This window comes from Kribbella sp. DT2 (assembly GCF_049844575.1).
GTDB lineage: Bacteria > Actinomycetota > Actinomycetes > Propionibacteriales > Kribbellaceae > Kribbella.
Genome location: NZ_JBNCLH010000001.1, coordinates 1,477,785 through 1,503,682 on the forward strand (window position 1 = coordinate 1,477,785; position 25,898 = coordinate 1,503,682).

Below are 25,898 nucleotides of genomic sequence, written 5' to 3' on the forward strand. Positions count from 1 at the left end.
TCAGGACGTCCGCAGCCGCAGCGTGATCCGCGACGGCGAGCGGCCGGTGACGTAGACCCGTTGGCCGTCCGGTACGAGGGAACCGTTGAGCTGCGTGTAGCGCTCGCCGGGATCCATCGCGACCCGGGTCGCGCCGTTCCCCGGGCCGAACTCGATGCGGTCGTCGCCGACGGCGTACGAGCCGGTGCCCTCGACCAGCTGATAGTTGCCTGGAGCATCCAAAGTCTGGACCCCGGACAGCGTTCCGCCCGGCCGGAAGCACAGCTCGATCGCGAACGGGACCTCCGAGCCGTCCAGCTCGAAGGTGAGGTCGAAGCCGCTGCCGGCCTCGGCGACGGTGACCGTCGTCCGCAGCGTCCGGTACTGCTTCGGCCGGTGCGGGAAGTCCATCGACGCGTAGAACCGGCCGTCCGGCGTCAGCGCGTACGCGCCGTCCTTGCGCCGGTACCGCTTGGGCAGCGGCAGGTGGTAGGGGACCTTCACCTCGTCGCTCAACCGGAACGTACGAGACCCCGTACGCCGTAAGCCGTCGCTGCGGAAGTGCCCGGTGCTGAAGAACTGCGGCGACAACCGCACCGACTCCAGGATCGCGGCGCCCTGGCGGAGCTTGAAGAACGTCGGGTTCGTCGACAGCCCCGACGCGATCACCGGGATGTCGTGGAAGTCGGTCCCGCCGAAGACGGTCGCGGTCCGGTCGCCCCGGCGTACTCGGGCCAGTGCATGCGCCGGGTACTCGGCCACGAAGTCAGCTGGTGCGGGCTTCGGCGACGGCAGTACGGCGGCCAGCTCGGGCCGTTCGAGCACCTCGGCCAGGAAGTCGCCGAGCTCACCGGTGCCGCGGCGTTCGATGTCCTTGGCAACGCTCGCGAACCGGCCGTCGCGGTCGTGCAGCGCGAGCTCGCGGAACTGGGTCAGGTACCACCAGACCTCCCGGACCCGCGTCTGGTCCTGGCGCCGGGAGGCGATCGTGTCGACCTCGCCGTTCGGTTCCAGCAGGTGCAGTGTCGCCTCGAGGTTGCGGCGTACGAAGCCGAGCAGCGCGGGCTTGTCGCGCAGCCAGGCGATCGTCAGCAGGCTCGGATTGGTGACCTCCGACGCGTAGGTGGCCGACCGTTCGCTGTAGATGCCGTCGGGCGTCGCGTCGATGCCCTCGTCCAGCCAGTCGTCGATGCGCGCGGCGTACCGCCGGTCGGGGAACAGGTGGTGGGTGCGGGCGAGCGCGGCCGAGATCTCCCAGCGGTGGTTCGGGGTGTGCACGCCGCCGGAGGCGAGCGCGGGGCCGGCCTTGCGGATGACGCGTTCGAGTACGGCGCGGTGGGGTTCGGTTGCCGGGCTGTCATCGGCGTCCAGCAGGGCGTAGACCGTGCAGAAGTCCTGGACGGCGAACGCGCTGTCCGGCGGCGAGTGCAGGTTGCCGGCGTCGTACGTGCCGTCGTCGTTCTGGGTGCTCTCGAGCTTGTCGACCAGGAAACGCAGCGGCGTGAGCAGCGCGGCGTCGTGGTGGTAGCGCGAGCGCGTCCAGATGTACCCGGCGACCAGCCGGCGTGCTTTCCGGGCGACGTTCCGGACGCTGTCGCCGGTGCTCTGGAAGTTGCCGAGCACGAGCGGGATCTGCGCCTCGTTCGCGCTGGTGAGCAGGGTCAGCAGTTCCTCGTCGGCGGCGGTGGTGGTCGCCGTGGTGGACGCGCTCGCGAGGCTCGGCAGAACGGTCCCCGCAGACAGCCCGGCGAGCGACCCGGCCAGAAATGTACGACGCTGCATGAAGCCTCCACAGACTGGGAAAGCGATTGCCAAATGCCCAGTACTGTTCTTCGGCGGCACTGCACTGTCAAGACTTCACAGGTGTCCGGAATCGGTCACCGAGCAGCCCGGTGAACTCTTGTCTGAACCGGTTCGTTCTATTAGTTTGTCCGCTCTGGGTAAACGCTTTCCACTGCATTGTCGAATACTGTCTGGAGGAAAGAAAGTGAGTGGGCAGAAAAAGGACAATTTCGCTGCCTACCTCTTCCTGTCCCCGTGGCTGGTCGGCCTGTTCGTCATCACCGTCGGACCGATGATCGCCTCGCTCTACCTGGCCTTCACCGACTACAACCTGATCCAGGCCCCGCAGTGGATCGGCCTGGAGAACTTCACCCGGATGCTGTCCGACGAGCGGCTGCACAACTCGCTCAAGGTCACCTTCACCTACGTCTTCGTCTCGGTCCCGATCCAGCTCGCGGTCGCCCTGCTGCTGGCCGTCGTACTGGATCGTGGGGTGCGCGGGATGGCCTTCTACCGTTCGGTGTTCTACCTGCCGTCCCTGCTCGGCTCGAGCGTCGCGATCGCGATCCTGTGGAAGCAGGTGTTCGGCACCGACGGCCTGCTCAACCAGGTGATCGCGCCGCTCGGCTTCGACGGCAAGGGCTGGATCTCCGACCCCAGTACGGCGCTCGGCACGCTCGTCGTGCTGAACGTGTGGACCTTCGGTGCCCCGATGGTGATCTTCCTGGCCGGCCTGCGGCAGATCCCGGCGATGTACTACGAGGCCGCCTCCGTCGACGGCGCCGGCGCGCTGCGGCGGTTCGCGACGATCACGCTGCCGCTGCTGACCCCGATCATCTTCTTCAACCTGGTGCTGCAGATCATCCACGCGTTCCAGTCGTTCACCCAGGCCTTCGTCGTCTCCGGCGGCACCGGCGGCCCGTCGGACTCGACGATGTTCTACACGCTCTACCTCTACGACCGTGGCTTCGGAAACTTCGACATGGGCTACGCCTCGGCGATGGCGTGGTTCCTGCTCGTGATCATCGGGGTCTTCACCGCGGCGAACTTCGTCGCCTCGAAGTACTGGGTGTTCTATGACGACTGAGACCCTGCGTCGCCCGGTCCCGGCCACCTCCGGTACGACGCTCGCCTGGCGGCGGGTCCGGCCCGCGCTGACCCACCTCGCGCTGGCGGCGACCGCGCTGGTGATGCTCTACCCGGTGATCTGGATGGTGGTCAGCTCACTGCGCCCCGGCAACGAGATCTTCCGCGACCCCGGCATCCTGGTCCGCGACCTGCGGATCGAGAACTACCGGATCGGCTGGAACGCGCTGACCGAACCGTTCACCCGCTACCTGCTGAACTCGGCGGCCGTCGTCCTGGGCTCGATCGTCGGCAACCTGGTGTCCTGCTCGATGGCGGCGTACGCGTTCGCCCGGCTGAACTTCACCGGCAAGAAGTTCTGGTTCTCGATCATGCTGGTCACGATCATGCTGCCGATCCACGTGGTGATCGTGCCGCAGTACATCCTGTTCAGCCAGGCCGGCTGGATCAACACGTTCCTCCCGCTGGTCGTGCCGAAACTGCTGGCCACCGACGCGTTCTTCGTGTTCCTGATGGTCCAGTTCATCCGCGGCATCCCGCGCGAGCTGGACGAGGCGGCCCGGATCGACGGCTGCGGCAAGGGCGGCATCTTCCTGCGGGTGATCCTGCCGCTGATGGTGCCGGCGCTGGCGACCACCGCGATCTTCACGTTCATCTGGACCTGGAACGACTTCTTCAGCCAGCTGATCTACCTGACCGACCCGAAGATGTACACCGTCCCGGTCGCCCTGCGGGCCTTCGTCGACGCCACCGCGAGCACGTCGTGGGGATCGCTGTTCGCGATGTCGGTGGTCTCGCTGGTCCCGGTCTTCCTCGCGTTCCTGCTCGGCCAGCGGTTCCTGATCAAGGGCATCGCCACCACGGGTATCAAGTAGTTCCCCGGCAGCACCGCTCATCAGAAAGGTTCACCCATGAGGCCGCTACCCCGACTGACCGCACCGCCGCGCCGGCGCGTGCGGGCCCTGGCCGCCGTCACGATGGCCGCCGCCCTGCTGGCCACCAGCGCCTGCGGGGGCGACTCCGGCGGAGGCGGTGGGGACTCCGCGAGTGGCGAGGTCACCCTCCGGTTCAACTGGTGGGGCTCCGACACCCGGCACAAGATCACCCAGCAGGTGATCGACTCCTTCCAGAAGGAGAACCCGAACATCAAGATCAAGGGCGAGTTCGGCGAGTGGGCCGGCTACTGGGACAAGCTCGCCACCACCGTCGCCGCCAACGACGCGCCCGACGTGATCCAGATGGACGAGAAGTACCTGCGCGAGTACGCCGACCGCGGGGCGCTGCTCGACCTGAAGAAGGCCGACGGGCTGGACACCGCCAAGTTCGAGCCGGACACGCTCGCCGCCGGGGAGTTCGACGACGGCCTGTACGGGCTGAACGCCGGGATCAACGCGTTCACGATCGTCGCGAACCCGGCCGTGTTCAAGGCCGCCGGGGTGGCGATCCCGGACGACACCACCTGGACCTGGGACGAGTACGGAGCAGTCTCGGCCGAGATCAGCCAGAAGCTGAACGGCAAGGGCTGGGGCACGGCGGCGTACGGGACGAACGACGCCAGCCTGAACATGTGGGCGCGGCAGCAGGGCGAGTCGCTGTTCACCGAGGACGGCAAGCTCGGGATCAGCAAGGACAAGCTGACGCAGTACTGGACGAACCTGCTGGCGCTGCAGGCGTCGAAGGCGACGCCGTCGGCGGAGTTCACGTCGCAGGGCATGACCGCGCCGCTCGACCAGTCCGGGATGGCGACCGGCAAGCTCGCGATGAGCTACGCCTGGAGCAACCAGCTCAACGCGCTGAGCAAGGCGTCGGGCCAGCAGCTCAAGCTGCTGCGGCTGCCGAGCGCGACCGGCAAGGCGAGCGAGAACGGCTCGTACTACAAGGGCTCGATGTTCTGGTCGATCTCGTCGCGGTCGAAGCACCCGGCGGAGGCGGCGAAGTTCGTCAGCTACCTGGCCAACAACACCACCGCCGGCAACCTGCTGCTCGCCGAGCGCGGCGTCCCGCCCAACACGGAGATCCGCACCGCCGTCGCCACCAAGCTCCAGCCCGCCGACGCGGCGTCGCAGGCCTTCATCCAGGCCATCGCCAAGGAGCTCGGCAAGCCGTCCCCGCCGCCGCCGGTCGGCGGTGGACAGGTCGAGAAGATCATCCAGCGCTACACCACCGAGGTCCTGTTCGGCAGACTCTCACCCGGAGACGCCGCGCAGAAGTTCCTCGACGAGATGAACGGCGAGCTCGCCAAATAACTGTTGCAGGAGGCAAGTGAGTGAACAACGTACCGAGGATCGCGCTGGTCGGCGTCCACGGTCACGGGGCGTCGCACGTGCGGAACGTCGCCCGGCTGGAGACAGCCGGGCGCGTTCGGCTGGTCGCCGTCGCGGACCCCAGGCCCCCGGACGAACTCGCACCAGAAGTGGCTGTTTTCGGTGACCTGAGCGCTCTGCTCGCCGCCACTGAAGTTGACGTCGTCATGATCAGCACGCCGATCCACACCCACGTCCCCTTGGCGGAGCTCGCCCTGCGGGCGGGGGCCGACGTGCTGCTGGAGAAGCCTCCGGCTGCTTCGCTCGAGGAGTTCGGGCGGCTGCAGCGACTGGTGGAAGAGACCGGGCGGAACTGCCAGGTCGGTTTCCAGGTGCACGGGTCCAAGGCTGCCCGGACGATGAAGCAGTGGGTGGCCGACGGGCGGCTCGGCGACGTACGGGGGATCGGGACCGTCGGCACCTGGATCCGGACCCAGGAGTACTGGCAGCGCGCGCGGTGGGCCGGGCGGCGGGAGCTCGACGGTGTCGCGGTGGTGGACGGGGCGGTGACCAACGCGTTCGCCCACTCCTCGGCGACCGCCCTCCTGGTCGACGGATCAGGAGCAGCCGACCAGGTCACCACAGTGGAGACCGAGCTCTACCGCGCGAACCCGATCGAGTCCGACGACACCTCGACGATCCGGATCCGAACCACCCGCGGGACGACGATCGTTGCCGCGCTCACCCTGACTGCGGAGCCGCCCGGTGGTGACCCCCGGATCATCGTGCACGGCTCGCGCGGCCGCGCCGTACTGACGTACTCGTCCGACCGTCTCGACCTGACCGTCGACGGCGTCACCACCACCAGTACGCCGTCCGAGCGCGACGACCTGCTGCTCAACCTGATCGAGCACCGCGAGGACCCGGGCATCGAACTACTCGCCCCGCTGGAGCAGCTCGGCGGATTCACCAAGGTGCTCGAAGCCGTCCGGCTTTCCGAACCACCGCGCGAGATCGACCAGGCCTACGTCACCTGGCAGGGCGAAGGACTGCAACGCCACCCCGTCGTCACCGACGTCAGCAAGTGGGCCGAGCAGGCCGCGGAGAACCTCGCGCTGTTCAGCGAACTCAACGCCCCTTGGGCTTCACAGTAGGCGGCCGGCGGCCAGGCGCAGCTCAGCCAGTACGCCGGCCGCCCACCCCTCGGCGCGCGACTCGGTGCCGCGCCACAACGGCTTGCGCACCAGGTGGAAGTGCAGGTTCGCGATGCTCCCGGCCACCCCGAGCCAGTCGACCGCCGCGAGATCCGCGGCCGGGATCTCGCGATGCCGCCGGTACCCGGCAAGGAAGGCCTGCCAGTACGGCGTCGAGGCCACGCCGGCGAAGTCGGCCGCCAGGAACCCTTCGCCGGCCAGGTCGAAGTCGTGCAGGTTCAGCCCCTCGGACGTGACGAGCACGTTGTCGAGCGAGACGTCCCCGTGGCAGATCCCGCGACTGACGCCGTCGGCAACCTTGCCCCGGACGGCCGTCGCCAGCGCCTGGACGAGCTCCGCGTCGGCCGGCGAGACGAGCGGCGCGATCTCGCCGACCACGCGGTCGAGCTCGTCCGGGTGGACCGCCGCACGGCGTACCGGGGTGAAGGTCTCGGTCGCGAGGTGGAACCGCGCGATCAGCTCGCCGAACTCCAGGTAGAGCTCGTCGCCGAACGGCGGCTGCGGCTTGCGGCCGTCGACGAAAGCGGTCAGCACGAACGGCCGGTCGCCCTCCGGCAGAGCCAGTACGCCGACCGCCGCGCCGTCGGCCAGCGGCTGGACCTGCGGCGTCGCCACCTTGCCGAGCAGATGCGCGGAAAGCCCTGTCTCCCAACGGATGTCGGCCAGCGGGCGGCCGGCGTACAGCTTGAGAACGTAGGCCCCGGCCGGGGTGGTCAGCTCGTACACGTCGTTGACCAGCGAACGCCGCAGCACGCACCCGGTGAAGGGCAGCTGGTAGACCTCCGTCAGGTGGTCGCGGAGGCTGTCGGGGTGGGGCAACGATCTCAGAGTGCGGACCATGTGATGTCCTTTGCGTGACGTCGCGGGGGTGGCAAGCGTTGGAGAGTACTGAAGCAGACGATTCCGTACTCGGGTGCCTCGAGGGAAGCGGGTTTTCCTGCGGGTCAGATGAGGCAAGTGGGGTAGGACGGAATCGTTGTACGGATTCACCTCCCCTGAACGCCCCAGGAACCGGTAGCCTCGTGCAGCCGCTGCAGTACTTGCCTGGGGAGGCCCAGACGGTCGCGGTACGCCGACCACCACCGACGAACTGCCGGAGAGCCCAAACCGGTCAGGAGATCACGTCTTGCAGGAGAACACCAGCACCAGTACCGGCGAACTCAGGAACGTACCCCTCACAGGTGCGGACAAGGTCGCCTACGCCTTCTACGCCACCGCGGCGACCGCCGCACTCGTCGGCCAGGTCTGGGCCGGCGTCACCCACATCCCCTGGCCCAACGAGGGGTTCTCGACGTTCCTGAAGATCGCCCTCGTCACGCCGGCCGTCGCCGTCATCGAGCTCGGCGGTGTGGCGACCGCGGCGCTCGCCGACCTGCGCCGGCGCAAGGGTGAGCAGGCCTACGCCTACCGCGCGATGTCGCTGTTCGCGGCGATCGTCGCGCTCGTCTTCAACGTCGTCGGCCACTGGCGGCCCGAGGAGCGGTTCCTGGCCTTCGGCTTCGGCGGCCTGTCCGCGTTCGCCTACGTGCTCTGGCTGATCCACAGCTCGGCCCGGCGGCGGGACGCGCTGCGGGTCTCGGGCCAGATGGCCAACACCGGACCGGTGTACGGCGTCGTGCAGTGGCTGCGCGAGCCGCGGCTCACCTGGCAGGCCCGGTCGCTCGCGATCGAGCACGGCTACGGGATGTTCGAGAGTCTGCGCGCGGCGCGCGACCACGTCCGCAACGCGGCCCGGCGGAACGCGATCGCCGGCACGGTCGCGGAGTACATCCGCTCCGAGCACCAGGACGAGCGGCTGGCCAAGATCGCCGAGACGACCTACGACGCGGACCGGCTGGCCGGGATGCTCGAGGAGCGGATCAACTACGAGGTCGTCACCAACAAGCTGACCCGGGCCATCTCGCCGCCGCCGGAGGAACCGCCGGCCGAGGAGCGCAACGACCTGCGCGCCGCGGTCTGGGTGGTCGAGGGCAAGGCGCTGAAGGCGCAGCAGGTACGGGCCGACGGCGGCGTGAACATCCGCGACGAGGACGCCTGGGGCGAGGCGATGACCGGTGAGCTGATGGCCATCGTCGACCCGCCGGTCAACGCCGAGGGGGTCGCCGAGGCCGAGGTGGTCGAGGACGAGGCCGAGCACGTCGTCAACGGCGTTCGCAAGCCGGCGAAGGCTTCGCCGGTGGTGCAGAAGCCGCAGGAGCCGTCGCCGTTCGCGCCCGAGGACCAGGTGCTGCGGCCCGGCGTACCGGAGCCGGAGGTCGTCGTACCGTCGGTCCTTCCGGATCCGATCGTCGTCACCGAGCCCGCCAAGGCCAAGCCGGCGAAGGCCGACGCGACCGAGGGCGAGCCCGAGCCGACCGACCTGGAGAAGCGCCGGATGCGCGCGTGGAACATGCTGTCGGACTGGCCCGAGGGCCACGAGCGCAGCGCGAAGAAACTGGCCGACGCGATCGGCTGCAGCGAGCCGATGGCCGGCCGCTTCATCGAGCAGTTCGAAGCCGAACTGGTGTCGTCGAAGAACTGAGCCTGTTCCCCGGCTCCCGCTCCGGCTGCGCCGGAGCGGGAGCCGGGTGTTTGTGGGGGAGGGCAGCGCCGCCCCGAGGCCTGCGGGCAAGCCCGCGGCCGGGCTGCTTCAGCTCTCGATCTTCCCGAGGTTGACCGGGAGCTCGGCCAGGCCGCTGACCAGGACTCGGCGCCACTCGAGATCCTCGGCGGGCTTGGCGAGCGACATCTTCGGGAAGCGGCGGAGCAGGGCGAGCAACGACTCCTGCAGCTCGATGCGCGCGAGTTGGGCGCCGAGGCAGAAGTGCGGGCCGAAGCCGAAGGAGAGTTGCTTGTTCTCCTGGCGATCCAGCTGCAGCTCGTCGGGGTTCGTGAAGGCCCGCGGATCCCGGTTCGCCGAGTTGAGCGCCGCCATCACGCCTTCCCCCGCCTTGATCTGTACGCCGTGCAGCTCGAGATCCTCGACCGCCACCCGCAGCTGACCGACCTCCGAGAACCGGTTGAAGCGCAGTAGCTCCTCCACCGCCGACGGAACCAGCGCGTGGTCGTCGACGAGCCGCGCCCAGTTCTCCGGCCAGCGCAGCAACGTCGCCACGCAGCTGGAGATCTGGTTCGCCGAGGTCTCGTGCCCGGCGACCAGCAGGTTCACTCCGAACGCGATCAGCTCTTCCTGACTGAGCCGATCACCCTGCTCCCGCGCCCGCACCAGCTCGTCCAGCAGATCCTCGGCCGGCTTGTCGGCGTTCGCGAGCTTCCGCTCGACCAGCGCTTCGATGTACGCCGTCAGCTCGGTCATCGCGTTCTCGACCAGGTCCTTCTCGGCCATCTTCATGCTGTAGCCGAGCTCGGTCCACTCCCGGAACTGCTCGCGGTCCTCGTACGGTACGCCGAGCAGCTGGCAGATCACCTGGATCGGCAACGGCAGCGCGACCAGCTGCCGGAGGTCGGCGCCGTCACCGGCCTTGGCGACGTCGTCGGCGAGCTGCGCCGACAGCTCCGCGACCCACGGCCGGGTCCGCTCGATCCGCCGGTGCGCGAACGTCGTCGACACCAGCTTGCGCAGCCGGCTGTGCTCGGGCGGGTCGGTCGTGGTGAGGCTGTTCGGCATCGGCTTGGCCAGCGCGACCCGCGGCGCGCCCTGCTTGACCACCGCGGCCCGCGAGAACCGCGGATCGGCCAGCACGAGCTTCACGTCGTCGTACCGGGTGACGAGCCAGACCTCGGCCCCCGCCAGCGTCCGCACCCGCGCCACCGGCCGGTTCTCCCGCAGCTCCGCAAAGGTCGGCGAGGGGTCGAACCGGAAGGCGTCGTCGAACGGGATGTTCAGCACGGTCTCCGTCATAGCTCGACCCTATGTACTTAGGTGACCCTTCGCTCGACGTCTCAGCGGGTCGCGCGCGGATGAGTGCGCTGGGCTCAGCGGGTCGCCGGCCGGCCGACTCCGCGCAGCAGGGTCTCGATCAGCCGGGTGGCGATGGCGTCGGTGTCGGCCTCGTCGAGCCGGCCGGCGCTGACGTCCTGGCAGGCCTCGTGGATGAGCGCGTAGTAGACCCGGCGGGCCCAGACCGGGTCGACGTCGGCGCGCAGCTCGCCGGCCTCCCGCAGCCGGGCGAAGAGGCGGTCGCAGCTGTCCACCACACCGGCCTGGATCGCGGCAGCTTCGTTGCCCTGGGCAAGATTCACGTTCATCGAGAAGCCCCAGGAGATCTTCACCCGGAGCACGTTCACGGTCGCCTGGTAGAGCGCGACCAGCGGGGGCGTGGTCTCCGGCCGGGCCTCCTCGACGGCGGCCGCGAGCTGCCGGCTCGCCCAGGTCGCGAGCGCGGTGATCAGCGCCTCACGGGTGGCGAAGCGGCGGTGCACGGTCGTCCGCGCGACCCCGGCGGCCGCGGCGATCTCCTCCATCGTCGCGGCCGGGTCGCGACCGAGGGTCCGCTCGGCGGCCTCCAGGATCGTCCGCACGGTCCGCTCGGCATCGGCGCGCAGCGGACGGGCGATGACGTCGTTCATGGTTCCAACAGTACTCCGAAGTCTCTCTTTGCTTCCTACTTGCAACACCTATGTTGCAAGTAGTACGTTTTAGGTGTCAGCAAAGATGCAACTAACAGGGGTGTCAGCGATGGATCTCCAGTTGAAGGACAAGACCGCACTCGTCACCGGAGCCAGCCGGGGGATCGGGCTGGCGGTCGTCGAGCAGTTGGTCGAGGAAGGTGTCCGGGTGGTCGCGACGGCCCGGACCAGTACGCCGGAGCTGCGGCAGACCGGCGCGTACGTCGTACAGGTGGACCTGGCGCAGTCCGACGGGCCGGCGCACCTGGTCGAGGAAGCGGTGCGGGAGCTCGGTGAGCTGGATCTGCTCGTGAACAACGTCGGCGGCGGCGACGGCGAGATCACGGCCGGGTTCCTCGGGTTCGACGACGCGACGTGGGAGCAGGTCCTCGCGGTGAACTTCTTCGCGACCGTGCGCACGACCCGGGCGGCGCTGCCGAGCCTGGTCCGCCGGCGCGGAGCGATCGTGAACGTCTCGTCGAACGGCGCGCGGATGCCCATCGCCGGGCCCGTCCCCTACACGACGGCCAAGGCCGCACTGACCGCCTTCGGCAAGGCACTGGCCGGCGAGTTCGGGCCGCAGGGCGTCCGCGTCAACACCGTCTCACCGGGCCCGGTGCGGACCGCGCTCTGGGAGTCCGCCGAGGGCTACGGCGGCCAGCTCGCCCGTCAGCTCGGCGTACCGCACGAGGCCCTGCTCGCCGGCCTCCCCGACCAGCAGGGCATGCTCACCGGCCGCCTGATCGAACCCACCGAGGTCGCCGACCTGATCGTCCAACTCTGTTCTCCCCGAGCCGCCAGCATCATCGGCGCCGACTACCTCATCGACGCCGGCATCGCGAAGAGCGCCTGACGTCAGCTCTTCCGGACCGGGCTGTCACGGACGGCGCTCGATCAGTACGGCGAGGCCGTCGAGGATGCGGTCGATGCCGAACTGGAGGGCGTTGCCGGACTGGGCGGTCGCGGCTTCCTCGGCGAAAGCGGCCATCGCGGCGGGGTAGTCGTCGCCGACGGCGGCCATCGTCTCGGCGAGCTGGGTGGCGTAGTCGTCCTCGGACACGTTCGGCGGCGCGAGCTGCTCGACCAGGCTGCGGACGTGCCCGTTGAGCAGCACGATGGTGTCCAGCCGCTCCGACCCGGTCAGCCCGGTGCCGGCCAGGGCGGTGAGCGCGGTCTCCATCCAGCCCAGCTCGTTGGGGCCGATCGGGCGCTGGCCGGTGGTGAGGTCGATCGCCCAGGGGTGGGCGCTGTAGCGGGCGAAGATCAGGTCGGCCCAGGTCTGCAGCCCGGCGCGCCAGTCGGCGGTGGGCGCGGGCGGCGTACCGATCGCCGCGTCGAGCATCAGCGCGGTCAGCTCGGCCTTGCCGGGCACGTACCGGTACAGCGACATCTTGGTGAAGCCGAGCCGCTCGGCCAGCCGCTGCATCGAGAGGTTCGCCAGCCCCTCCGCGTCGGCCAGCGCGATCGCCTCCCCGACGATCCGCTCCAGCGACAGCGCGGGCTTCGGTCCTCGCCGGGCGCGCTGCTGAGTGCCCCAGAGCAGTTCGACCGCTGTCGGTGCCGGCATCGCGGGCCTCCTCGGAAATCGGTGTTGACGTCGAACTGTGTCTACCATACTCTAATTCGTGTCCACCGGAAACAGATTCCATCAGACACAGTTCTAGGGGAGGCCGTCATGACCAAGTCCGTCCTGATCTCCGGCGCCAGTATCGCCGGGCCCGCACTCGCGTACTGGCTGAACCGGTACGGGTTCGACGTCACCGTGGTCGAGCGTGCTCCGGAGCTGCGCCGCGGCGGCCAGGCCGTCGACTTCAAGGGCCGTACCCACTTCGCCGTGCTCGAGCGGATGGGCATCCTCGACGAGGTCCGCCGGCGCCGGACCGGCACCACCGATACCGTGTACGTCGACCAGAACGGCAAGCAGCTGGCCCTCATCTCCGGTGAGTTCACCGGCGGCGACCTGGAGATCCAACGCGGCGACCTCTCGGAGATCCTGTACGAGCGCACCGCCGCCGACTGCGAGTACGTCTTCGGCGACTCGATCAGCGGACTCGTCGACACCGAGCACGGCGTCGAGGTCGCCTTCGAGCACGGCCCGGCGCGCACCTTCGACCTCGTGATCGGTGCCGACGGCATCCACTCGCGGGTCCGCAAGCTGGCCTTCGGCCCCGAGCGGGACTTCGTGAAGCACCTCGGCCACTACTACTGCGTCGCCGGCGCGAGCCCGTGGAGTGGAGACGGATCGCGGGAGCGACAGGTTGCCTACGGCCACAACGTGCCCGGCCGGCTCGCGGTGACCGGCGGCTCGAAAGCCCAGCAGCTGTACATGTTCGCCTCGCCGGAGCTCGACTACCGGCGCGACGACACCCGGGCGCAGCGCGACATCCTGCGCAACGCCTACGCCGACGTCCAGTGGCAGGTCCCGCGGATGCTCGACGAGATGGAGAGCTTCGACGACTTCTACCTCGACTCGCTGAGCCAGGTCCGGCTGAACGGCAAGTACAGCAAGGGTCGCGTCGCACTGGTCGGCGACTCGGCGTACGGGAACACCCTTGGTGGATTCGGCACCGGGCTCGCGATCGTCGGCGGCTACGTGCTGGCCGGCGAGCTGGCTGTTGCTCAAGGCAACCACGTCGAGGCCTACGCGCAGTACGACGAGATCATGAAGCGCTACGCCAAGATCGCCGGCAACAGCAACGCCGGCCGCTTCCTCGCTCCGAGGACAGCGACCGGCATCAAGCTGCGCAACTGGTTCGTCGGCTCGCGGATGTTCCAGCTGATGATCAAGTACGCCGACAAGGCCGCCAACGACATCGACCTGCGCGACTACCCGGTCAAGGTCAGCGCCTGACGGATCACCGGGGTGCGGCGTCGGCAGTGCAGTGGTAGTCCTTGGAGGGACGCTCGCCCGTGGTGAGGAACTGCGTCACCGCGTGGTTGGCGCACTGGTTCTTGCCGCCCGGGTAGACGCCGTGGCCGCCTTGGTCGGCGGTGACCATCACGGCTCGGTCGCCGAGGGCTTTGCGGAGTTGTTTGGCTCCGGCGAGCGGGGTGGCGGGGTCGCGGAGGTTCTGGACCATGAGGACGGTGGACGGGCCGTGGTCGGCGATGCGGACGGGCTTTTCGGCCGGGTCGGGCCAGTAGGCGCAGGGGGTGATGTTGGCGCCGGCTGCGCCGAACAGCGGGTACTTGATCCGGTCGACGGCGACATTGCGCTGGTAGGTCTTGACTGATTGTGGCCAGCGGGAATCGTTGCAGATCATGTAGTAGCGCCCGGAGATGAGGCTTTCGGCGCCGGTGGCGTCGCCGGGTAGCGGGGGTGGCGGCTGGTTCGCGTCGAGGGCTTTCCAGATCCCGGCCAGGAGCGGGGCCTGGGTGGGGCCGTAGAGGAACCCGAAGTTGAGCAGCCGGAACGCGATCGCGTCGAACGGGCCGTCGGGTGTCTGGACCGGGTTCTTCTCCAGCCGCGCGGCGAGTTCGTGGAACTTCGCGGTCACCTGCGCCGGTGTGCGGCCGAGGCCGTACTCGCGGTGGTTGGCCGCGACGAACTTCGCGAAGTCCGGGAAGCGGTCCTGGACACCTTGGGACCAGAGCCTGTCGCTGGGATAGTCCCAGCCGCCGGGGCCGAGGTTGCTGTCCAGCACGATCCGGTCGCTGCGCTGGGGGAACATCGTGGTGTAGACCGCGCCGAGGTAGGTGCCCCAGGAGGCGCCGGCGTAAGAGATCTTGGACTCGCCGAACGCGATGCGGATGCTGTCCAGGTCGCGGGCGGTGTTGGCGGCGCTGATGTGCGGCAGCATCCACGCGCTCTTCGAAGTGGCGCACTGTTTGGCGACCTGCTGCATGACGACGGCGTGCTTGGCCACGTCGGCGGCGTTCTTCGCGTACGGCGGGATGTTGCCGGTCCCCTGCTGCTCCGGTGTGAGATCGCAGGTCACCGGGGTGCTCTTGCCGATGCCACGGGGGTCCATCCCGATCACGTCGTAGCTGTCGCGCACGCTTTGCGGGAGGCCGGTCGCGACGAGGAAGGCGGGGTAGTTCTGGCCGGCGCTGGGGCCGCCGGGGTTGGTCAGCAGGATCCCGCGGCGCGCGTCGGGTTTCGTGCTGGGCAGTCGCGAGACGGCGAGGTCGATCTTCCGGCCGTCGGGCTTGCTGTAATCCAGCGGGACCTTCAGCGTGCCGCACTGCATCCCTTCCGGAATCGGCACGGGCGCGATCTCAGGCGGACACTTCTCCCACTGGATGCCACCAGGTGGTGCCTGCGTCGTGGCGGAGCTCGAGGGCGAGACTCCAGGGACCAGAGCGACCGCCAGCGAAGCGACGACGACGATCAGTGGTACGGCTGTGCGTTTCATGGGTCCCTCCGGACGGTTCTGTGGACGCGACCTACTCTTCGCGAACCACCCCGTCCGGCACGTCCCCCTGGCGACGCTTCCCCATCCACCGAAAGTTGTTCCCCGGGGCGCGGACGCCCCGGGGACAACGGCCTACTTGGTGCCGAAGGAGTAGATCGTCCGGGTCGAGTAGGTCTGGCCGGGGCGCAGCACCGTCGACGGGAAGTTCGGCTGGTTGGGGGAGTCGGGGAAGTGCTGGGTCTCGAACGCGAACGCGTCACCCTGCCGGTAGGTCTTGCCACCAATGCCCTGGAAGGTGCCGTCGAGGAAGTTGCCGCTGTAGAACTGCGCGCCCGGCTCCGCCGTCCGGACACTCACGGTCCGGCCGCTCTCGGGCTCGGTGAACCGGCCGGCGAAGCGCAGCCCGTCGTGGTCGGCCTTGCCGCCGAGCACGAAGTTGTGGTCGTAGCCACGCCCGATCACCAGTTGGGGGTGGTCCTCACGCAGCCGCTTGCCGATCGCGGTCGGCCGGCGGAAGTCGAACGGCGTCCCGGCGACCGGCGCGATCTCGCCGGTCGGGATCAGGCCCGAGTCCACCGGCGTGTACGACGGTGCGTTCAGCTCCAGCACGTGGCCCTCGATCGAGCCGCTGCCCTCACCGGCGAGGTTGAAGTACACGTGGTTGGTCAGGTTGACCACGGTCGGCTTGCCGGCGACGGTCGCGTGGTAGTCGATCCGCAGGTCGTCGTCGAAGTCGAGCGTGTAGGTGACGGTGGTGGTCAGCGTGCCGGGGAAACCCATCTCGCCGTCCGGGCTGACGTAGGTGAACGCGACGCCGACCTGCGACGAGGTCTGCACGACCTTCGCCTTCCAGACCTTCTTGTCAAAGCCGAGCGTGCCACCGTGCAGTGCGTTCTCGCCGTCGTTGACGGGGATCTGGTAGCTGTTCCCGTCGATCGAGAACCGGCCCTTCGCGATCCGGTTGCCGTACCGGCCGATGGTCGCACCGAAGTACGGGCTGAGCTTGGCGTAGTCGGGCAGGTTGTCGAAGCCGAGGCTGATGTTCTCGGTGCGGCCCCGGCGGTCCGGGGTCTCGACCCGCTGGATGGTGGCACCCCAGGTCAGCATCGACACGGTCACCCGCCCGTTGCTGAAGGTGTACACGTCGACGCCCACCCCCTCCGGGGTGGTACCGAACGGGTCCTTGCGGATGGACAGGCGGCCGTGGTGTGAACCCATGGACGCGACTGTAGTAGCCGCCGGGGCGGCACCGGCCGGGCTGGTCAGCGCGCCGGCCGCGACAGCGCCGAGGCCGAGCGCGCCGGCGGATCGCAGGACCTGGCGACGAGGCAGGTGATCAGTCATGGAGTCCCCTCAGTCGGGTGGGCGGAGGACGGCGAGAGCGTTCTCATGCCGCCTCGGGCACTGTAAGCACTGATGTCGGATGTTTGGAACAGTTCGTAACCGTTCGGATTCGTCCGATGACTGGTCGCTGACTGGATGCTCGGCTGATGCTTTGACCGGATCGGTCCGCCGCGAGGCGGGATGGTGCCTGTCGCCGCGTACGTCGTACGGCGAAGCTGGAGGCATGACACAGACAGCGCTGATCGTGATCGACGTCCAGGAGTCCTTCCGCGTCCGGCCCAACTGGCAGGCCGTGAACCACCCCGACATCGCCGACCGGGTCAACCGCCTGGTCGCGTCCGCGCGGGACCGTGGCGACCTGGTCGTCTGGGTGCTGCACACCGAGCCCGGGACCGGCGGCGCCTTCGACCCGGCGAACGGGCACGTCCGGCTGATCGAGGGGCTCGAGCCGATCGACGGCGAGCCGGTGATCCGCAAGACGTCGCACAACGCCTTCACCACCACGCATCTGCAGCAGCTGTTCACGCAGCACGGGATCCATGAGGTCGTGATCAGCGGGATCCGGACCGAGCAGTGCTGCGAGACGACCACGCGGGTCGCGTCGGATCTCGGGTACGACGTGGTGTTCGTCACCGAGGCGACCGCGACGACGCCGCTGCCGCACTGGACGATGCCTGTCGACGCGTCGCTCGAGGAGGTGCTGGCGGATCCGCGGACGCTGTCGCCGGCGGTGGTGACCGAGCGGACCGAGTACGCGCTGGCCGGGCGGTTCGCCACGATCCGGACGCTCGACGAACAGGCCGGGGCCCTTGTGGGATCCTGACCTGATCATGCGCAAGGTCGTGTTCTTCCTCGTTCCACGGCTGCACCTGCTCGATCTCGCCGGGCCGGCGCAGGTGTTCTCGACGGCCAACGACCTCGGCTACTCGTACGCGTTGCACTACGTCGCGGAGGTCGAGGAGGTGTCGACGGCGCAGGGTGTGCCGGTCAAGGCCTGTCTGGCGTGGCCGGAGCTCGGGCGGGACGACCTGATCGTCGTACCGGGGTGGCGGTCGCCGCGATTGTCGCCGTGGCCGCCGATCTCGGCCCGGACCAAGCAGGTGCTGCGGACGCATCATGCTGCGGGCGGGTCGGTGGCGAGTGTTTGCTCGGGTGCTGACGCGCTGGGTGCCGCTGGGCTGCTCGACGGGCGGCGGTACACGACGCACCACGACCTGACCGAGGAGCTCGCGGCGCGGTACCCGAAGGCGAGCATCGTGCGGGACGTGCTGTACGTGATGGACGAACGGGTGATCACGTCGGCGGGCATCGCGAGCGGGATCGATCTCGCGCTGCACCTGGTCGCCGTCGAGCACGGCGCGGTCGCGGCGGCGCGGGTCGCGCGCGAGATGGTCGTCTACGCCCGCCGCAACGGCGACGAGCTGCAGGACAGCGCGATGTTGCGGCACCGGGGTCACCTGAGCGATCTCGCTCATCGCGTCCAGGACGTCATCGACAGCCGGTACGCCGAAAGGCTGCCGCTGTCCGAGCTCGCCCGATCCGCGGGGGTCAGTGAACGCACTCTCACCCGGGTCTTCACCACCGCCACGGGCCTCACCCCGCTGCGCTACCAGCAACTCCTGAGGCTGGAACGAGCCGAGCACCTGATAGCCCACGGCACCACCGTCGAGTCGGCGTCACGGCTCGTGGGCTTCGAAGACCCGCGCATGCTCCGCCGCCTACGCTCCCGCGCTCCGGCTGCGACTGCCTGACCTCTCCTTCACTGGTGGGGGTGGACTTTCCTCCACCCACCCGGGGGGTCTGCGTCTCCTGAGAACCCGAGGGTTTCCCGTCAGGCTCGTCAGCAGGCGGGCAGAGAGCCCGGGCGGGGTTGGCGAGAGGGCAGCAATATGAGCAGGGGATCAGTGACCGTGCGCGCCGCGCGGTGGAGTGCGACCCATCCATGGCGGGCGATCGGCCTGTGGCTGATTCTCGTCGCCGTCGCGGTCGGGTTGTCCGTGATGGTTCCGAAGCAGACGACCAAGGCCGCCGACACCTGGGTCGGGCAGTCCGGTCAGGCGTCCGAACTGCTCCAGCAGGCCGGGCTCGACGGCAGACCGACCGAGACCGTGCTGGTCACCGATCCCGACGGGCCGCTGAACCGCGCCGAGGCGACCACCGCTCTGACGCAGCTCCAGCAGAAGTTGACCGCCCTCGATTCCGTCGACACCGTCGGTGCACCGGTCTGGGCCGAGAACGGCAAGGCCGCGCTGCTCCCGATCGAGCTGAAGGGCAGCCCGGACGACGCGTCCGACAACGTCGAGAAGCTCGTCGACACCACAGCCGACGTACAGCAGGCCCACCAGGGCCTGACCATCCAGCAGACCGGCAACGCGTCCCTCGACGCCGGGATCTGGAAGCAGGTCGGCAGCGACCTGGCCAAGGCCGAGAAGCTCAGCCTGCCGATCACCTTCGTGCTGATGCTGCTCGTCTTCGGGGCGCTGATCGCGGCCGGAATCCCTGTCCTGCTGGCGTTCTCCGCCGTCGGCGCGGCCCTCGGCTTCTACGCGCCGCTGTCCTACCTGTTCCCCGACGGCGGCTCGGTCGCCAACGTCGTCCTGCTGATCGGCATGGCCGTCGGCGTCGACTACTCCCTCTTCTACCTGAAGCGCGAACGCGAGGAACGCCGTCGCGGCCACAACACCGTCGACGCCGTCGAGATCGCCGCGGCCACGTCGGGACACTCGGTGGTTGTCTCCGGCCTCGCCGTCATCGTCTCGATGGCCGGCCTGTACGTCGCCCAGGACCCGGTCTTCTCCTCGATGGCCACCGCCACCATCGTCGTGGTCGCCGTCGCGGTGCTCGGCTCGCTCACCGTCCTGCCCGCCCTGCTCGCCAAGCTCGGCCACCGCGTCGACCGCCCGCGGGTCCCGCTGATCTGGCGGCTCACCCGGCGCATCGGTCCCGGCGGCATCAGCCGTCGCCTGGTCGCCCCGGTCCTGCGCTTCCCGAAGGCCGCGCTGCTGATCTCGGTCGCCGCCGTCGTTGCGCTCGCCGTACCGGCGCTCGGCATGAAGACCGAGCCGGGTGGCCTGAACACCCTGCCGGCCAGCATCCCCGAGGTGAAGACGATGCAGCAGCTGCAGGCGAACTTCCCCTCCGAGGGCATGGCGTACGACGTCGTCGCGAAGGCCGACGGCAAGCCGCCGGTCGCGGCGCTGGCCGCGCTGCAGCGGTCGGCGGTCGCCGGCGGGCAGTTCGTCGTACCGCCTGGTCCGGCGGTCCGGACCGCGGGCGACACCGCCGTCCTGACGCTCGTCTCGGTCCGGCCGGACACGAGCGACGACGCCAAGGTCGCGCTCGACCAGCTCCGGAGCACGCTCGTCCCGAACGCCTTCGAGTCGGTGCCGGGGGCAACGTGGGCGGTCGGCGGTGAGTCCGCGGCCGACGTCGACTACGGCGCGAACCAGCGCGACAAGCTGCCGTTCGTGATCGCGTTCGTGCTCGGGCTGACACTGCTGATGATGCTGTTCACGTTCCGCAGCCCGGCGATCGCGATCGTCACGACGCTGCTCAACCTGGCCTCGGTCGCGGTCTGCTTCGGGGCGCTGTCGCTGGTCTTCCAGCACACCTGGGCCGAAGGTCTGCTCGACTTCACCTCGCCGGGCTTCGTGGTCTCGTGGATCCCGCTGTTCCTGTTCGTGATCCTGGTCGGGCTGTCGATGGACTACCACGTGTTCGTGCTCGGCCGGATCCGCGAGGCCGTGCAGGACGGGCTGACGCCGGCCGAGGCGGTTCGGCGGGGTATCACCGAGTCGGCCGGTGTGGTGACGAGCGCGGCCGCGGTGATGGTCTCGGTGTTCGCGCTCTTCGCGACGCTCGGCATGATCGAGATGAAGCAGATGGGGGTCGGCCTGGCGGTCGCCGTACTGGTCGACGCGACGCTGATCCGGATCGTGATGCTGCCGGCCATCCTGGTCCTGCTCGGCCGGAAGGCCTGGTGGCCGAACAAGATGGTCAAGGCAACGGCCGACGAGCAGCCGGAACGTGAGCTGGTCTCGGTCTGAATGAACAGCGGTGGGGCCCGTGCGAGTGCGCACGGGCCCCACCGCCGTGCGCTACTTCAGCTTGTACGCCGCCGCGAGCTTGGCGATCGCACCACTCAGATCACCGGTCAGCGCGAGGTGCTCGGCGTCCGCGGTGAGCTTGGACACCGAGGCGTCCAGGTTCTGCCCGATCTCGTCCTGCGCGATCCAGCGCGCCGCGGCGACCACCGCGTCGTCCTCGGCGAACCCGTCCACCCGGCTGCGTTGCAGCGCCTTGCCGGCCGCGGTCAGCGCCGCCAGCGCGGTCGTTGCCTGCGGCCCGGACCAGTCCTTCACGTGCAGGGCGACGTCGATCGAGATCGCGGCGATCAGCACGTTCGGGTCGAGCAGTCCCTTGCGCAGCAGGGCAGTCTTTGCGTCGAGCAACTTCTTCCGGGCCGCCGCCTGGGTGGTCAGACCCCAGCCGTACGGGTACTGCGGGTCGTACGACGCGTCGCCGACGTTGATCGGCTGCTGCGTCTCCGCCTTCGGCCAGGTCACCGGGAGCCGCCCGCTGAACGGCTGCTTGCCGAACAGTACGTCGGCGACGCCCGCGCCCTCGGTGCCCGGCAGCCAGGAGGCCACCAGCGCGTCGATCTCGCCGAGCTGGTCCGCGACCACCTGCGGCCGGCCGGACACGACCAGGACCGCGCACTTCATCGCCGCGCACACCTTGGCGACCGCGGCCTTGTCGGCGTCGCTGAGCAGCAGGTCGTGACCGTTGCCGACGTCACCGATTCCTTCGGCGTACGGGCGTTCGCCGACCACCACGACCCCGACGTCGTGGCCTTCGAGCGGCGCCGACGCGTCCTGGCTGAACGTTGCCGTCGGCACGTTCTGCTGGATGCCGTCCAGGATCGTCGTACCGGTCGTCGTCGTACCGGATCCGCCCTGCCAGCTGATGCTCCAGCCGCCGAGCTGGTTGCCCAGGTCGTTGGCGTTGCTGCCGGCAACGTAGACCTTCGCCGACGACTTCAGCGGCAGCACGTTGCCGTCGTTCTTCAGCAGCACCTGCGACTTGGCCGCCGCCTCACGCCCGACCGCGCGGTGCTTCGCGCCACCGACCTCGGCCAGCTTGCTCGTGTCGGCGTACGGCTTCTCGAACAGGCCGAGCTTGAACTTCTGCTCCAGGATCCGCCGTACGGCGTCGTCGACCCGGGTCTGCGCGACCCGGCCCTCGGTCACCTCGGTGGTCAGGCCCTGGGTGAACTCCTGGTACCGGGTCGGCACCATGATCATGTCCAGCCCGGCGTTGATCGAGGTCCGGATGTCGCTGGCGTAGTCGCCCGGCAGCTGGTCGATCGCCTGCCAGTCGGAGATCACGAAACCGTCGAAACCCATCCGGTTCTTCAGCACGCCGTTGATCAGCTCGGCGTTGCCGTGCATCTTCACCGGACCCTTGTCGTCACCGATGATGTCCACACTCGAGTACGACGGCATCACGGTCCCGACGCCGAGGTCGACCGACGTCTTGAACGGGTCGAGGTGGATCGCCTCGAGCTGCTGCTGGGTCACCTCGGTGACGCCCTGGTCGATCGTGTACGAGCCGGTCGTCGACGATCCGTACGTCGTACCGCCGTCGCCGACGTAGTGCTTCGCGCTCGCGAGCACGTGGTTGTTCTGCTTCAGCTGGCTGCCGTCGGCCTTGCCCTGCATGCCGGTGATCACGGTCGCCATCGCCTTGACCAGCGCCGGGTCCTCGCCGAAGCCCTCGTACGAACGGCCCCAGCGGTCGTCGCGCACCACGCAGACGCACGGCGCGAAGTCCCACGGGATGCCGGTCGCGCGGACCTCGGTCGCGGCGACCTCACCCGTCCGCCGGGACAGGTCCGGGTCGCGGGTGGCGCCGATCGCGATGTTGTGCGGCAGGATCGTCGCGCCGATCACGTTGTTGTGCCCGTGCACCGCGTCGACGCCGTAGATCAGCGGGATCTGCAGGCGGGTGGCCTGCGCGTTCAGCTGGAAGCTGTCGATCATCGCGGCCCAGGAGGCCGGGGTGTTCGGGGCCGGTACCGAGCCGCCGCCGGACAGCAGCGAGCCGAGCGCGTACGTCGCGATGTCGGACTTGGTCCGGACCGCGTTGCGCTCCGCCTGAGTCATCTGGCCGACCTTCTCGGCCAGGGACATCCTGCTGAGCAGGTCGTCGACCCGCGTCTTCACCGGGAGCTTGGCGTTCAGGTACGGCAGGTCGTGCGCGTTGACCACGACGACCGGCTGGGTCGCCGGCGGCTTCGCGCCGGTCACGGTCAGCTCGACCGGGATCGTCTCGGCGGCCTCGGCCGACCGGTCCTTGCGGGTCACGACCTGGACGGTGTGCGACGTACCGGACGGCGTACCGGCCGGGAACGTGAACGCGCCGGAGACCGGGTTGTAGTCGTCGGCGCCCGCCGTACCGGTTCCACTGCGGTACTCGACCGTGACCGGCTCCTCCAGCGGGGTGCTCCCGGTCGTGGCGACGGACACCTCGACGGCAGCGGTGCCGCCCTCCTTGACCGGGTAGACGCCGGCGTCGGTGACCACGCTCGCCTTGAGCGCCGGGTCGGCCTTGCCGTAGACCTCGATCTGGTCGATCGCGAACTCACCAGGAGTCCCGACCGGCATCGTGAACGCGTAACCCCACATCTGGGTCAGGTTGAGGATCTGGTCGATCCCACCGACCGGCTGGTAGTCGCCGCGGTAGGCCAGGTCGCTGAACGGGATCTCGACCAGGTGCCAGCCCTGCCAGTCGTCGGTGAAGCTGGTGTTCCACAGCTCCGACGCCTCGGCGTTCGCGCCACCGTCCTTGATCTCGAAGAAGATCCGCTTGCCCGACCCCGGCGGCAGCGGCGCGGTGTTCTGCCCGTACCACCAGAACCGGATCCCCTTGTACGCCGACCAGTTCCCCGGGTTCTGGTCGAAGGTGATGTTGTGGCTGAACCCGCCGTAGCCACTGATGCCGTAGGACCCGTGCAGGACCTTGTCCCCGGCCGGGGCGTCGTCCCGGTCCTGCAGCACCATCGTCGGCGAGTCGTCGGCATCGCTGCCGAACCCGAAGATCCCCGGGCCGGGCGGCGAAGCAAACGGCTCAGCCCCTTCGAAGGCCGCCAGTACAGTCGGCACCGGATCATCCGCCGCGGCCTGCGACGCCACTCCCAACGGCAACAGCCCCGCCACCACCGCGAGAACTGTCACCCCCACCGTCCGACGCCGAACACGAATACCTGGCCACCTGGGCATGGGCGACTCCCTGACTCTCCGCACAGGCGCCTCACACCCGTGTCGCGCTGATGCTCAGCCCTCCCGAACCCCCGGTCAAGACCCCACCGGTTCCGGAACTAGAGCGCTCTCACCCGCCAAGACCACACGCTCGTACGCCGTCAGTCGTGTAAGAGCGGTACGACGGCCAGGGTTTCCGGGCGCATGTACGGGCGGGCCCCCGGGGTGTGGCGGAAGCGGACGAGTTCGGCGGTGTTGATGGTGAGGTGGCCGAGAGGGGTGTGGCGGTGGGTGGTGGCCCAGGTGATGAGGGCTGACGGGGTCGGGACGGGGCCGGCGAAGTGGAGGAGGTTGAGGTACCAGATGTCGCGTTGCTCGGTGCCTTCGAGCCAGCCGTCGGGGCCCAGAGCCTCGGCGAAGAGCTTCTGGAGGTGGTCGGCGTGGGGGTCCAGGGCCTGGGCGCAGACCATGACGGTGCCTCGGGTGAGGATCACGCCGGTGAGGGCGAAGGTGACCGGAGGGATGTGGGTGGCGGCGGTGCGGAGGGCGGTGGTGTAGCGCTGGATCAGCGAGTCGTCAGGGGTGACGACCTCGCGGTAGCGCTCCAGGGCCCGGATGGTGAGGTGGGCGGAGCCCAGGCGGCCGGTCTGGAGGTGGTCGGGGCCGGCGGCGGAGGCGGCGTCGAGGGTCAACGAATCGAGACGCTGGGTGACCGGGTCGGCTGGGTCGGGGCAGAAGACGGCGCTGACTGGCCAGCGTTCGCCGTTCTCGATCGGGGGAGTGTCCACGCCGTGGTGACCGGCAGTGATCAGCGGCTGGGCGGCGGCGAAGAGCTGGTCGAACTTGTCCATGATCCCGTACGACGTCGCGCGCCGGCTGTGGGTTGGAATGGATCGAACAGGGCTGATTGAGAAGCTACGGTGCTGGAACTGAGAAGGAATCCCGTCCGTCAGGTGGTGGACCGGTTCAGTGGGCCGGGAAAGGATGGGGGTATGACTTCACGTTTCGGGATTTTTGTTCCGCAGGGCTGGAAGATGGACCTGACCGAGATCGCCGACCCGGTCGAGCAGTGGGAGGCGATGACGAACGTCGCGAAGCGGGCCGACGAGGGGTCGTGGGACTCGATCTGGCTGTTCGACCACTTCCACACGGTGCCGGAGCCGAGCGACAACACCACGTTCGAGTGCTGGTCGGCGATCGCCGCGCTGGCCCGCGACACCAAGCGGGTGAACATCGGCCAGATGGTCGGCTGCAACGGGTACCGCAACCCCGCGCTGTACGCCAAGATCGCCTCCACCGTCGACGTGGCCAGCCACGGCCGCCTGTACGCCGGGATCGGCGCGGGCTGGTACGAGCACGAGTGGAAGGCCTACGGCTACGAGTGGACCGACGTGAAGCCGCGGATGGCCGCGTTCCGTGAGGCCACCGAGATCATCTGGAAGATGTGGACCGAGGACAAGCCGGTCTACAACGGCAAGCACTACTCGATCGACGGCCCGATCAACCTGCCCAAGGGCGCCGGCAACACGCGGCCGAAGTTCTGGATCGGCGGCGGCGGCCCGCAGGTCACGCTGAAGCTGGTCGCCCAGTACGCCGACGCCGCGAACATCGGCGGCGGCAACCCCGAGGTGATCAAGGAGAAGGCCGCCGTTCTGCGCGGTCACTGCGAGAAGCTCGGCCGCGACTACGACGAGATCACCAAGTCGACCGGGCTGAACGTGTTCCCGATCGACGCCGGCGACGACCCGAAGAAGGCGACCGAGAAGGCCCGCGGTCCGCAGAACTGGGACAAGTTCAGCAACGACAACACGATCGCGACCGAGGACGAGATCGCCCTCAAGGTCGAGGCCGCCCTCGAGGCCGGCGCCGACTACGTGATCTTCTACGTGCCCGGCGTCGCCTACGACCTGGACCTGGTCGACCGCGTCGAGCGCGTCGCGAAGCGCTTCGCCTGACCTCGCGCTCACCCTTCGCGCATTTGGTGGGTCAACCCACCGACTGGACCGTTGGCCCACCGAAATTCGGCGGGCCAACGGTCCATTTCATGGGTTAACCCACGAATGGCCTCTGGGGTGCGGGGTCTCGGTT

General features: G+C 69.0%; 20 protein-coding genes. 11 read left to right on the forward strand and 9 right to left on the reverse strand.

Annotated elements, in window-relative coordinates; all coding sequences use genetic code 11:
• Positions 1-1,761, reverse strand: a complete 1,761-nt coding sequence (locus tag ACLQ2O_RS06995; protein WP_425828392.1) for a hypothetical protein — start codon at positions 1,759-1,761, stop codon at positions 1-3.
• Between the two features lie 205 nt (positions 1,762-1,966).
• On the opposite strand from ACLQ2O_RS06995, the gene ACLQ2O_RS07000 reads away from it, so the two are divergent.
• The 4 genes from ACLQ2O_RS07000 to ACLQ2O_RS07015 are packed head-to-tail and all read left to right on the forward strand — an operon-like array spanning position 1,967 to position 6,244.
• Positions 1,967-2,848, forward strand: a complete 882-nt coding sequence (locus tag ACLQ2O_RS07000; RefSeq protein ID WP_425828394.1) for a carbohydrate ABC transporter permease — start codon at positions 1,967-1,969, stop codon at positions 2,846-2,848.
• On the forward strand, positions 2,838-3,722 hold the full coding sequence (locus tag ACLQ2O_RS07005; protein WP_425828396.1) for a carbohydrate ABC transporter permease: 885 nt from the start codon (positions 2,838-2,840) through the stop codon (positions 3,720-3,722). Before ACLQ2O_RS07000 ends, ACLQ2O_RS07005 begins: the two co-directional genes overlap by 11 nt.
• Positions 3,723-3,758: 36 nt before the next feature.
• Entirely contained in the window at positions 3,759-5,093 is a 1,335-nt protein-coding gene (locus ACLQ2O_RS07010) for an ABC transporter substrate-binding protein (protein WP_425828398.1), read from the forward strand.
• Positions 5,094-5,113: 20 nt separating this feature from the next.
• Entirely contained in the window at positions 5,114-6,244 is a 1,131-nt protein-coding gene (locus ACLQ2O_RS07015) for a Gfo/Idh/MocA family protein (RefSeq protein ID WP_425828400.1), read from the forward strand.
• Here the strand turns inward: ACLQ2O_RS07015 and ACLQ2O_RS07020 are convergent.
• Entirely contained in the window at positions 6,236-7,144 is a 909-nt protein-coding gene (locus ACLQ2O_RS07020) for a phosphotransferase enzyme family protein (RefSeq protein WP_425828402.1), read from the reverse strand. The genes ACLQ2O_RS07015 and ACLQ2O_RS07020 overlap by 9 nt on opposite strands.
• Before the next feature lie 286 nt (positions 7,145-7,430).
• On the opposite strand from ACLQ2O_RS07020, the gene ACLQ2O_RS07025 reads away from it, so the two are divergent.
• Entirely contained in the window at positions 7,431-8,825 is a 1,395-nt protein-coding gene (locus ACLQ2O_RS07025) for a hypothetical protein (protein WP_425828404.1), read from the forward strand.
• A 108-nt stretch (positions 8,826-8,933) separates the two neighbouring features.
• Here the strand turns inward: ACLQ2O_RS07025 and ACLQ2O_RS07030 are convergent, their stop codons facing one another.
• Positions 8,934-10,145, reverse strand: a complete 1,212-nt coding sequence (locus ACLQ2O_RS07030; protein WP_425828406.1) for a cytochrome P450 — start codon at positions 10,143-10,145, stop codon at positions 8,934-8,936.
• A gap of 74 nt (positions 10,146-10,219) precedes the next feature.
• Entirely contained in the window at positions 10,220-10,813 is a 594-nt protein-coding gene (locus ACLQ2O_RS07035) for a TetR/AcrR family transcriptional regulator (protein WP_425828408.1), read from the reverse strand.
• A gap of 109 nt (positions 10,814-10,922) precedes the next feature.
• Here ACLQ2O_RS07035 and ACLQ2O_RS07040 point away from each other — a divergent pair, with 109 nt between their 5' ends.
• The gene (locus tag ACLQ2O_RS07040) at positions 10,923-11,705 is read left to right on the forward strand and encodes an SDR family NAD(P)-dependent oxidoreductase (RefSeq protein ID WP_425828410.1); all 783 of its coding nucleotides are present in this window, start codon (positions 10,923-10,925) and stop codon (positions 11,703-11,705) included.
• A 24-nt stretch (positions 11,706-11,729) separates the two neighbouring features.
• Here ACLQ2O_RS07040 and ACLQ2O_RS07045 read toward each other — a convergent pair whose 3' ends face one another.
• Positions 11,730-12,419 (reverse strand): TetR/AcrR family transcriptional regulator, encoded by a 690-nt coding sequence (locus tag ACLQ2O_RS07045; RefSeq protein WP_425828412.1) that lies wholly within the window; start codon positions 12,417-12,419, stop codon positions 11,730-11,732.
• A gap of 108 nt (positions 12,420-12,527) precedes the next feature.
• On the opposite strand from ACLQ2O_RS07045, the gene ACLQ2O_RS07050 reads away from it, so the two are divergent.
• Entirely contained in the window at positions 12,528-13,703 is a 1,176-nt protein-coding gene (locus ACLQ2O_RS07050; RefSeq protein WP_425828414.1) for an FAD-dependent monooxygenase, read from the forward strand.
• Positions 13,704-13,707: 4 nt separating this feature from the next.
• Here the strand turns inward: ACLQ2O_RS07050 and ACLQ2O_RS07055 are convergent, their stop codons facing one another.
• Together ACLQ2O_RS07055 and ACLQ2O_RS07060 are read right to left on the reverse strand one after the other, a co-directional pair.
• Positions 13,708-15,207 carry an alpha/beta hydrolase gene (locus ACLQ2O_RS07055; RefSeq protein WP_425828416.1) on the reverse strand — a complete coding sequence of 500 codons (1,500 nt, stop codon included), beginning with the start codon at positions 15,205-15,207 and terminating at the stop codon, positions 13,708-13,710.
• A gap of 132 nt (positions 15,208-15,339) precedes the next feature.
• Positions 15,340-16,551 (reverse strand): aldose epimerase family protein, encoded by a 1,212-nt coding sequence (locus tag ACLQ2O_RS07060; RefSeq protein ID WP_425828418.1) that lies wholly within the window; start codon positions 16,549-16,551, stop codon positions 15,340-15,342.
• A gap of 223 nt (positions 16,552-16,774) precedes the next feature.
• Between ACLQ2O_RS07060 and ACLQ2O_RS07065 the strand changes: the two genes are divergently transcribed.
• The 3 genes from ACLQ2O_RS07065 to ACLQ2O_RS07075 all read left to right on the forward strand — a co-directional run bounded on the left by ACLQ2O_RS07065 (position 16,775) and on the right by ACLQ2O_RS07075 (position 20,597).
• Positions 16,775-17,374, forward strand: coding sequence for an isochorismatase family protein (locus tag ACLQ2O_RS07065; RefSeq protein ID WP_425828420.1), 600 nt, complete (start codon positions 16,775-16,777; stop codon positions 17,372-17,374).
• 7 nt (positions 17,375-17,381) lie between these two features.
• The gene (locus tag ACLQ2O_RS07070) at positions 17,382-18,302 is read left to right on the forward strand and encodes a GlxA family transcriptional regulator (protein WP_425828422.1); all 921 of its coding nucleotides are present in this window, start codon (positions 17,382-17,384) and stop codon (positions 18,300-18,302) included.
• 138 nt (positions 18,303-18,440) lie between these two features.
• Entirely contained in the window at positions 18,441-20,597 is a 2,157-nt protein-coding gene (locus ACLQ2O_RS07075) for an MMPL family transporter (RefSeq protein WP_425828424.1), read from the forward strand.
• Positions 20,598-20,648: 51 nt separating this feature from the next.
• Here the strand turns inward: ACLQ2O_RS07075 and ACLQ2O_RS07080 are convergent, their stop codons facing one another.
• Together ACLQ2O_RS07080 and ACLQ2O_RS07085 are read right to left on the reverse strand one after the other, a co-directional pair.
• Positions 20,649-23,714, reverse strand: coding sequence for a glycoside hydrolase family 3 N-terminal domain-containing protein (locus ACLQ2O_RS07080; protein WP_425828426.1), 3,066 nt, complete (start codon positions 23,712-23,714; stop codon positions 20,649-20,651).
• 257 nt (positions 23,715-23,971) lie between these two features.
• A complete protein-coding gene (locus ACLQ2O_RS07085; RefSeq protein WP_425828428.1) occupies positions 23,972-24,661 on the reverse strand; it encodes a hypothetical protein in 690 nt (229 codons plus the stop codon).
• A gap of 141 nt (positions 24,662-24,802) precedes the next feature.
• Between ACLQ2O_RS07085 and ACLQ2O_RS07090 the strand changes: the two genes are divergently transcribed.
• Positions 24,803-25,765 carry an LLM class F420-dependent oxidoreductase gene (locus ACLQ2O_RS07090; protein ID WP_425828430.1) on the forward strand — a complete coding sequence of 321 codons (963 nt, stop codon included), beginning with the start codon at positions 24,803-24,805 and terminating at the stop codon, positions 25,763-25,765.
• The last annotated feature ends 133 nt before the right edge of the window (positions 25,766-25,898 follow it).